The following is a 10,252-nucleotide window of genomic DNA, read 5'->3' on the forward strand; positions in this document are numbered from 1 at the left end:
CTTGTTGTTTTGCTGTTTTTTCGCCGGACTCCGTTTGGAGTCTGGTTGTTTGATCGTTTTGTGATCGTTAGTGTGATGATTTGTCGTCAAGCGTGAATCAGCTCGTTTGAATGCGTGCAATGTTCACCGTTGTGGTGTGTTGCTTGCAAGGGCGTGTGGTGGATGCCTTGGCGGACAGGACCGATGAAGGACGTGTGAGGCCGCGATAGGCCTCGGGGAGCCGCCAACAGGGCTTTGATCCGAGGATGTCCGAATGGGGGAACCCGGCCACCGTTATGGGTGGTCACCGCAGTTTTGCGGGGGGTACGCAGGGAAGTGAAACATCTCAGTACCTGCAGGAAAGGATACTCCGTGAGTAGTGGCGAGCGAAAGCGGATGAGGCCAAACCGGTTGCGTGTGATACCCGTCGGGGGTTGCGTTGCCGGTGTTGTGGGACGCGTGTCCCGTCGCCGACGCGGCGGGCGGAAGTGATAAAACTCTGGCTGAGGCGAACCGGATTGAAGGCCGGGCCGCAGCGGGTGCCAGCCCCTTAGCCGAAGGGCCAGGGTCTTCCGGTCGTGTTCCCAAGTAGCTCGGGCCTCGTGGAATCCCGAGTGAATCAGCCCGGACCGTCGGGTAAGCCTAAGTATTCCTGTCCGACCGATAGCGTACTAGTACCGTGAGGGAAAGGTGAAAAGCACCCCGGGAGGGGAGTGAAACAGTTCCTGAAACCGTGCGCCTACGATCCGTCGGAGCCTTTCGGGGTGACGGCGTGCCTATCGAAAAATGAGTCTGCGAGTCAGTGGCATGTGGCGAGCGTAAGCCGTGTGGTGTACGCGTAGCGAAAGCGAGTCTTAAAAGGCGTTTGTGAGTCGCGTGTCCTGGACCCGAAGCGGGATGATCTAGCCCTGGGCAGGCTGAAGCGCGGGTAAGACCGTGTGGAGGGCCGTACCCACCTGGGTTGAAAACCGGGGGGATGACCTGGGGCTAGGGGTGAAAGGCCAATCAAATTCCGTGATAGCTGGTTCTCTCCGAAATGCATTTAGGTGCAGCGTCGGTTGATTGCGTCCGGGGGGTAGAGCTACTGGATGCTTGCGGGCCCGTACTGGGTACCAACAGCAGCCAAACTCCGAATACCCGTGGCGTGTATGCCGGCAGTGAGTCGGCGGGGGATAAGCTCCGTCGTCGAAAGGGAAACAGCCCAGATCGTCGTCTAAGGTCCCCAAGCGCGTGCTAAGTGGGAAAGGATGTGGAGTCGCATAGACAGCCAGGAGGTTGGCTCAGAAGCAGCCATCCTTGAAAGAGTGCGTAACAGCTCACTGGTCTAGTGGTTCCGCGCCGACAATGTAGCGGGGCTCAAGCACGCCACCGAAGACGCGGCAGTATCTTGATACTGGGTAGGAGAGCGTCCTGCACGGGGCGAAGCAGTGGTGTAAACCCCTGTGGACTGTGTGGGAGTGAGAATGCAGACATGAGTAGCGAGAGGCGGGTGAGAATCCCGTCCGCTGGATGACCAAGGGTTCCGGGGCCACGCTCGTCGTCCCCGGGTGAGTCGGGTCCTAAGGCGAGGCCGACAGGCGTAGTCGAATGGATGAACGGGTCGATATTCCCGTACCGGCTTGAGACCGACAAAACCGAGGCCGTGAGTACTAACCTCCGGTTCGTGGTGATCCTTCCTTCGGGTTGGTGATCCGTGGACTGTTGGGACTGTAGCGGTAGTAGGTCGACGCAGGAGTGACGCAGGAGGGTAGCCGGCCGCGGAGGTGGTTTTCCGTGGTCAAGCGTGTGGCCCGCATCCCAGGCAAATCCGGGGTGCACGAGGGTGAGGCGCGATGATGGGGGCGTATGCCCGAATCCGGTGATCCCATGCTGCCGAGAAAAGCTTCGGCGTTAGGGCTCTTGCCGCCCGTACCCCAAACCGACACTGGTGGTCAGGTAGAGAATACCGAAGCGATCGAGCGAATCCTGGTCAAGGAACTCGGCAAATCACTCCCGTGCCTTCGGTATAAGGGAGACCCCCGATGGTGATCCAACTTGCTTGGGGAGCTTTTGGGGGTGGCACAGGCCAGGGGGTAGCGACTGTTTACCAAAAACACAGGAGCGTGCGAAGGCGCAAGCCGCTGTATACGCTCTGACGCCTGCCCGGTGCCGGAAGGTTAAGAGGATCCGTCAGCATTTCGGTGTGAAGCGGTGAATTCAAGCCCCGGTAAACGGCGGTGGTAACTATAACCATCCTAAGGTAGCGAAATTCCTTGTCGGGTAAGTTCCGACCTGCACGAATGGCGTAACGACTTCCCCACTGTCTCGACCAGGAGCTCGGCGAAATTGCAGTACGAGTAAAGATGCTCGTTAAGCGCAGAAGGACGAAAAGACCCCGGGACCTTTACTATACCTTGGTATTGGCGTTAGGCGCGGATTGTGTAGCATAGGCGGGAGACTTCGAAGCCCGGGCGCCAGCTCGGGTGGAGTCGCAAGGTGAAATACCGCTCTGTTCTCGTTTGACGTCTAACCACGGCAAGTCATCCTTGTCTGGGACAGTGCCTGGCGGGTAGTTTAACTGGGGCGGTTGCCTCCCAAAGAGTAACGGAGGCGCTCAAAGGTCCGCTCAGCCCGGTTGGCAATCGGGTGTCGAGTGTAATCGCACAAGCGGGCTTGACTGCGAGAACGACGGTTCGAGCAGGGACGAAAGTCGGAGATAGTGATCCGGTGCCGGCGCACGGGCGCGGCATCGCTCAACGGATAAAAGGTACCCCGGGGATAACAGGCTGATCATTCCCAAGAGTCCATATCGACGGGATGGTTTGGCACCTCGATGTCGGCTCGTCGCATCCTGGGGCTGGAGCAGGTCCCAAGGGTTCGGCTGTTCGCCGATTAAAGCGGCACGCGAGCTGGGTTCAGAACGTCGTGAGACAGTTTGGTCTCTATCCTCTGCGCTCGTTGGAATCTTGAGGAGGCCTGCCCATAGTACGAGAGGACCTGGGTGGACGAACCTCTGGTATGCCGGTTGTCACGCCAGTGGCACGGCCGGTTGGCTACGTTCGGAAGGGATAACCGCTGAAAGCATCTAAGCGGGAAGCCCGCTCCAAGATAAGGATTCCATGAGGACTTGATCCTCGAGACCCCCCATGCAGAACACGTGGTCGATAGGCCGGACGTGGAAGCCCCGCGAGGGGTGGAGCCGACCGGTACTAACGGGGGAAAGGCAATACACTCATCCCAACCATTGGTTGGGACGCGCATCACTCGACTGGTTCAACCGCTTATGACATTGAACACTGCGCACGAAACGAATCAACCGCGTCCCCTATCCGGTCCCCGAACCATCACCGTTTCCCTCCGGGATTCGTCCCGGGGATGTTAATTGAAGATTTGCGGCGGTCATGGCCCAGGTGAGACGCCCGGTCCCATTCCGAACCCGGAAGCTAAGGCCTGGCACGGCGATGGTACTGCACTCGACAGGGTGTGGGAGAGTAGCACACCGCCGCATCACACGTTAAGGAAAGCCCCGATACCACGAAGGTACCGGGGCTTTCTGCATTCCACCACAAATAACACAAACCAAATCAGAACATATCGAATAAGAAATGCGCCCTCGTACATTGACGTACAAGGGCGCATTATGCATTAACGCACAGTAATACTGAATGGCGCGGCGGGAAGCCCGCTTCCATTACGCAACGGAGCCGGCCCCCAGCTGCGCCATGCGTAGCGGACTGCAACCGGTTGCGACGCCTCTGCCGACATGCACAGCACAACGGAGTCTGCGTCGGACCGATCGGTGATTGTCGCTGCAGCGGTATGGAAGACGCCGTCAGCGCCGGCGATCTCGAAACCGGAATCATCGGCCGAACGGCGCAACGGATCGTTGTCATCCGCACCGTAAGTGCCTGGCACCGTGCCATCGAAATGCAGGCCGGCCGCATGATCGAACCGCAGCGTCACCGTATGATGCGCGGCATCATCAGCCGTACCAGCCGCCGGACGAACCGTGCACGATGTGACAGTCGGTCCGTCCACGGCGATATCGGCGCGACCATACGCGTTGTGCAACGCGCAGTCGGCAAGACGCTCGCCGGGCGTGCGCTTGTCGGTCGGATGCAGGTTGTCGAACTCGCCGCAATCGATTGTTGCAATCGTATACACATGTGCAATCGTGTGCGCCGCGTCCCACTGAGCCGCACGGATCACCGGCCAGTACATCGGATCGGCGTTCTGCTCGGCCGCGGTTTTGGCAATCCACTGCGGCAGCTGCACGATCAGGAACGGAAGCGCTTCATCATGCCACAATCCGCGCCACTCGCCGATCAGCATCCCCAACAGTTCACGGTAGGAATCGCAGTACGTCTCGTCACTCTCGCCTTGGTACCACAGGAAACCGGCGATGCCGTACGGCGCGACGCGTTCGACCATCGTGCCGAACGGTCCGGTCGGACGGTACTGCGAGGTCGGCGTGGTCGGCGGCGGCCACGGACATTCGCCGTACCGCGCGTTCAACGTATCCCACGTGATATCCGGTTCGGCTTCGCGGGCCTTGCCGATTGCGGTGTTCCAGGTATCGAACTTCGTCTGCCACTCAACCGTTTCAGCTGCGAACTGCTCGTCCGTTTTGCCGGCGATCTCATCATTGAACCGCTTAAGGTATCCGCGACCGGCCTCACTGGTCTCCAGCGTAGCGCGGCTCATCCATGCGGTGATCGACGTGCCGCCAATGTAGCAGTCCACGATGCCGACCGGTACATCCGGCCCGAGTTCGGCGCGCAGTTTTCGCGCGAAGTAGTATGCGACCGCCGACATGCAGCCGCTGGTTGTCGGCCCGCAGACCTGCCAGATTGATTGGTCCTCAAGATCGGTGTCGATGACGCCGGATTTGGGCGTGTTGTAGAACCGCAGCAGCGGATCGGCGCTTGCCGCAATGGCCGCATCCGCATGGTCGCTGTTGCGCAGTTCCACCTCCATGTTGCTCTGGCCGCCGGCGAGCCAGACTTCGCCCACGTAGACGTTCAGATACTTCAGCGTGATGCCGGAGTGGTCGCTGATGGTCAGCTCGTAGGGGCCGCCGGCTTCGATCGCAGGCAACGTGATAAGCCAGTTGCCGCGGTCGTCGATCGTGCCGAATGTGCTTATGCTGTCGGAAGTGGCGTGTGACGGCGTGTTGGTGGACGACGAGTCGGGCTGAGTCGGCTGGACTGGCTCAGCTTGGATATCGTTGCGTTGCGTTGCCGATGCCGAGTCAGCTGAATCGATGGTTCGGGCAGCCAGACACAGAGTGATGGCGTCGCGGCTGACGTCGCCCGTCTCGCTTGACCGCAGCGTCACGACGACCGTGCGGCCGGGTTCTCCGGTGCCGAACACGGGGATCGGACGGCGGCGCTGCAGCACCATGTCATGCGAGAAGATCGCGGCCGGTCGCAGCCGCGCCGTACCGAGCGGCTTGTTGACGTCATTAACCGCTTCAGCGCCGCTGGTTGCCAACCCGGATGCGTTCGTACCGGGTGCGGGGCCGGTCACGGTGACCGGCGTCGTGTGCTCTTCGCTCATGTCAGTCCTTCCAGATATCGTCGCCCAGCGACTCGATGAACGCGGTCAGCTCACGGGCCATTTCCTCGTGCTCGGCCACGCGCGGATGCCCCGGGGTCGCCGCACCGTTGCGCGTGTACAGGAAATGATGGGCGATGCCGGAACGATCAGCTGAAGCGTTAAAGATATCAACCGCTTCACCAATCGCGCGGTCCCACGACGGGTCATGCATGAGCACGGTCGTCGCGCAGATGATCGTCGCATGCGGGTACACGGCGTGGAGCTTGCGCAGGAACTCCACATACTGCGCGCGCCAATGCGCCGCTTCGGCCCCGTCGTAATCGTCCGCCATGAAATCGTTCGGGTGCGAGTCGTTCTGCCCGACCGCCACGATCACGACATGCGGCGTATACCGCGAGAAATCCCACGCCCTGCGGCCGCCGAGCGCGGGGTTGTACTCGACACTGTCCCAGATCGTCTCCTGGCCGACGTAATCCGGCCCGGCGAACCAGCCGATGCCGTCGATCAGCGACGTGCCGCCCTGCGACGTATCGTGCAGCGCCGCACCGAGATTGCGCGCGGTGATCGCCACGTACGAATACCACGAGTTGCTGTAACCGCTTAAGTCCACTTCGGGATCGGCCTTGCCGACGTACAGCGCGGCCTCGTTGCGCTCGCCGCAGGACACCGAGTCGCCGAACACCTCGATGCGGCGGGTCGGTGCGGGATCGAGCGGCGGCAGCACCTCGGCGCCGGCGTCGAGGCCGAACCCGATGATCTCCAAATAATGCATGCCGTCCTGCCGCTTGAACACAACCGCTTCATGTTCGATGTCAGGCAGGTGCTTGGCCAGCGTGATCGTGTACGGGCCGTAATAGGTGGTGGTTGCGGGGGAGTTGTCGTTTGTGAATCCGGACGGGATGCGCACGGCGGTCTGTACGCCGTCGATGATGACGCCGATCTTCGTATCGCCGTAGTTCCAGTCGTTGGCGAGCGTGACCGTGAGCGACGTGCCGGTGAAGCGGAACGCGGTCTGCGTGTACGGATAGATCCAGAACGGGTCGGTGGGGTCCGAATCGTCGATGCGGCCCATCGTACGCAGCGCCGGATGGTTGGGACGCACGGTGATCGTGCCGTCCGCGGCGGTGATGATATCGCCAAGTTTCGTGCCCGGACCGGTATGGAAGGGGCCTTCGCTGATTGCGTTCGGATATGCGTCGAGATCGTTGCGATATCCTGCGCCGTACGGCGTGTGCAGATTCTGATGACTTGCCGCGGTGGCGCGTGCGGTGTGTTGATCTGATGTGGTCATGAACTGGTGCTCCTCGTTGATTGCGGTGTGCAGGACGACTGTTGTCTGCAGGTGCGGTGTGCGATGCGTGGAACGTGATGCTTCGGACGTGCTTGTTGCAGTCCGTGAAGTCATGACACGCAACACCTTAACCGCTTCACAAAAAATATGATACACTCACTATCGACGAAGTAAATTACCGATCGGTCGCTAACGATGGTGGCCGATGACGATGAATCGGGAAACCGGATCATCAGATAACCGAACACGCAATGCGCTTCGCCGAACTGTGCCGGGCATCCGGCCGGTGCAGGCGACAACGAAACGTCAGCAAGAAAGGACCCTCAATGAAGCTGCCCAAGGACTTCATGCTCGGCACCGCCACCGCCTCCTACCAGATCGAAGGCGCGGTCAACGAGGACGGCCGCTGCCCGTCCATCTGGGACACGTTCTCCCACACTGGCCACACCGTCAACGGTGACACCGGTGACATGGCCACCGATTCGTACCACCGCTACAAGGAGGACATCGCCCTGCTCAAGGACCTCGGCGTCGACTCCTACCGATTCTCCATTGCCATGCCGCGCATCCTGCCGACCGACGGCGGTCCGGTCAACGAGAAGGGCGTCGACTTCTACGATCGTGTGGTCGACGAGCTGCTCGAGGCCGGCATCAAGCCGTGCGCGACGGTCTACCACTGGGATCTGCCGCAATATCTCGGCGACAAGGGCGGCTGGCAGAACCGCGACACCGCGTGGCGCGTGGCCGATTACGCTCGTGTGATGGGCGAGCGTCTCGGCGACCGCGTCGATACGTGGATCACGGTCAACGAGCCGTGGTGCGTTTCCTACCTGAGCTACGGCGGCACCGAGCAGGCCCCGGGCCTCGGTGGCGGTCCGGCTGCGTTCGAGACCGTGCATCATGTCAACCTGGCACATGGCCTGATTGCTGAAGCGCTTCACCAGACGATCACCAAGGAGGACGCCAAGGTCGCGGTCACGCTCAACCTGCAGGTCAACCGCGGCGACGCGGACGCCGTGCACCGCACTGATCTGATCGCCAACCGCGTCTTCCTTGACCCGATGCTGCGCGGCTACTATCCGAACGAACTGTTCGCGGTCACCAAGGGCATCTGCGACTGGGAGTTCATCAAGGACGGCGATCTCGACATCATCCACCAGCCGATCGATCTGCTCGGCCTGAACTACTACTCAACCGGTTTGGTCACGATGAGCGACCGTCCGCAGTTCCCGCAGTCCACCGCGGCGAGCACGTTCCCCGGCTGCAGCGACATCGACTGGCTGCCGACGCCCGGCGACCACACCGAAATGGGCTGGAACATCGACCCGAACGGCCTGTACGACCTGCTGGTGCGTCTGCACAACGACTATCCGGAGTATCCGCTGTTCATCACCGAGAACGGCATGGCCTGCCCGGACCAGCTGGTCGAAGAGATGGACCCGGCAACAGGTGAAACGGTTAAGGCAGTGCACGACAACGATCGCATCGACTACCTCACCAAGCACTTCGACGCGGCCCGTCGCGCGATGGAGGCCGGCGTGCCGCTCGCCGGCTACTTCGTGTGGTCGCTGCTCGACAACTTCGAGTGGGCGTTCGGCTACACCAAGCGCTTCGGCATCACTTACGTGAACTACGAGACGCAGGAGCGTACTCCGAAGGACAGCTTCAAGTGGTACAAGAAGCTCATCGCCTCGCGCGAGCTGCCTGAGCTGTGAGGCTGATGACCGGTCGGTACGTTGCGGACCGTGAGGTTGCTGGCCGGCGAGCTGCAGGCCGTGAGGCGGCTGGTCGGAGAGCTGTGAAGGCTGGGCTGGTCGGTACGTTGCGAACTGGTCTTGCGGTTTGACGAATGACGGGCTGGAATGGCATGTGTGATTGATCACGCCGTTCCAGCCCCTGTTTGTATGAGTCCGCGATAGGACCCTTCGGCGTTGATGGATGGTCGCGGTTGAAGGGCCTATGTGCCGGGGCGCTCGCCGTCGGCCGGGCGCGATCCGGTGTCTGGTGATCGCCGCGATCGGCTCATGCGTAGCGGGGCAACTTGGGGGCCTCCAAGCGTTGCCCCGCTAATACTGCCCTTTGCGGGGCGGATTGCGGATGACATCCGTGTGAAGTGGCCTGATTTTTGTTCCGTCTCTGCTATGAGACGGCTTGTGCCATCTGCTTTTGATAATACTCGTTCTCGACCTGTTCCGGTGTCCTGTAGCCCAGGGAGGCGTGCAGACGCTTCGTGTTGTACCACGAGACCCACCGCATCGTCGCATACTCCAGCTCGGCCACGCTCCGGTAGGGTTTGTTGACCCAGATCAGCTCGCGTTTGTACGTGTTGTTCGTGCGTTCCGCCAGCGCGTTGTCGTACGAGTCGCCGACCGTGCCGGTCGAGGGGAGCATGCCCGCGTCGGCCACGTGCGTGGAGTACACGAGGCTTATGTACTGGCTGCCGTGGTCCGAGTGATGCACGCACCCGTCGGCGCCGCCGTGGCATCCCGCCCACACGACGGCCTGCTCCAACGCCTGCAACGGCAGTTCCTCCGTACGCATCGTGGAGGCCGTCGCCCAGCCGACGATTCTTCTGGCGTACGCGTCGGTGACGAACGCGACGTACGCGAACGAGCCGTCCGCCAGGCGAACGTAGGTGATGTCGGCCACGTGCAGCCGGTTCGGCGCCAAGGCCGAGAACTTGCGTTCGACCAGGTCCAGCCTGCCGCCACGGCCCTTGGCGGGAACCGTGGTGACCGGCCTTCTGCCGCCCCGAACGCCTTGGAAGCCGAGCCCGCGCATGATGCGGGCGACCTGGTCCCTGCCGACCTCCCGTGGATCCCAGCCCTGACGGATGAGCTGGTGCCATACCTTCCGGTATCCGTACACGCGCATGAACTCGTCCTCCCGGATCATGGTGATGTCACGCGCCAACGCCTCGTGGCGCGCCCCCATACGACTGACGGGACGGCGTTTGAACATGCGGTAGCCGCGCGCGGTCAGGAACCCGCAATCCAACGCGGCCGACAGGACACGGCAGATCGGCCCGACCCCGAAACGGTCCCTGAAGGCGTCGATGTACGCGGCCTTCAACGCCGTGTCGGGTCGAGCCTGGCCGCGAAAAAAGCCGACGCCGTCGTCAGTATCTCGTTCGCCTTGCGCAGCTCCGCGACCTCGGCGCGCAGACGTTTCAACTCGGCGGCCGTCTCCTCCGCGCTAATCGCGGACTGTTCGGCGGCCGTCCGGTCGGCCTTGTTCCTCCACCTGCGCAACGTCTCCGGGGCGATGCCCAGACTCTGCGCGACGGAGGCCACGGCCTTCGTCTCCGACGAATGATTCGCACGGGACTCCTCCAGAAGCCTGAGCGCCCTCGCCTGGAACTCCTTCGTATAACGAGTCTTTCCGGTCATGTTCCTAGTCTCCCATCAATGAGATAAAACACGGAACAAAAACCAGGTCACATCA

3 protein-coding genes, 2 rRNA genes and 1 pseudogene are annotated in these 10,252 nt (G+C 61.5%); 3 read left to right on the top strand and 3 right to left on the bottom strand.

Going from position 1 to position 10,252, the window contains the following annotated elements:
* Positions 1-135: 135 nt before the first annotated feature.
* Positions 136-3,191 (top strand): 23S ribosomal RNA (locus tag AC1A0G_RS03815).
* A 158-nt stretch (positions 3,192-3,349) separates the two neighbouring features.
* Positions 3,350-3,466: ribosomal RNA gene (gene rrf, locus AC1A0G_RS03820) — 5S ribosomal RNA — on the top strand.
* 137 nt (positions 3,467-3,603) lie between these two features.
* On the opposite strand, the gene AC1A0G_RS03825 is transcribed toward rrf, so the two are convergent.
* Both AC1A0G_RS03825 and AC1A0G_RS03830 read right to left on the bottom strand, forming a co-directional pair.
* Positions 3,604-5,517, bottom strand: a complete 1,914-nt coding sequence (locus tag AC1A0G_RS03825; protein ID WP_476527638.1) for a sialate O-acetylesterase — start codon at positions 5,515-5,517, stop codon at positions 3,604-3,606.
* 1 nt (position 5,518) lies between these two features.
* Positions 5,519-6,589 (bottom strand): GDSL-type esterase/lipase family protein, encoded by a 1,071-nt coding sequence (locus tag AC1A0G_RS03830; RefSeq protein WP_476527654.1) that lies wholly within the window; start codon positions 6,587-6,589, stop codon positions 5,519-5,521.
* 545 nt (positions 6,590-7,134) lie between these two features.
* Between AC1A0G_RS03830 and AC1A0G_RS03835 the strand changes: the two genes are divergently transcribed.
* Complete coding sequence (locus AC1A0G_RS03835; RefSeq protein ID WP_476527640.1) at positions 7,135-8,523, top strand: GH1 family beta-glucosidase; 1,389 nt, start codon at positions 7,135-7,137, stop codon at positions 8,521-8,523.
* A gap of 398 nt (positions 8,524-8,921) precedes the next feature.
* Here AC1A0G_RS03835 and AC1A0G_RS03840 read toward each other — a convergent pair.
* A pseudogene (locus AC1A0G_RS03840) lies at positions 8,922-10,197 on the bottom strand (IS3 family transposase); the annotation flags it as partial.
* Positions 10,198-10,252 lie beyond the last annotated feature (55 nt).

The sequence above is a fragment of the Bifidobacterium sp. LH_230 genome (assembly GCF_056357555.1).

Excerpts from the sequence above, each read along its gene's own strand:
- AC1A0G_RS03825 (WP_476527638.1), bottom strand. The coding sequence starts at position 5,517 with ATGAGCGAAGAGCACACGACGCCGGTCACCGTGACCGGCCCCGCACCC.
- AC1A0G_RS03830 (WP_476527654.1), bottom strand. The coding sequence starts at position 6,589 with ATGGGCCGCATCGACGATTCGGACCCCACCGACCCGTTCTGGATCTAT.
- AC1A0G_RS03835 (WP_476527640.1), top strand. The coding sequence starts at position 7,135 with ATGAAGCTGCCCAAGGACTTCATGCTCGGCACCGCCACCGCCTCCTAC.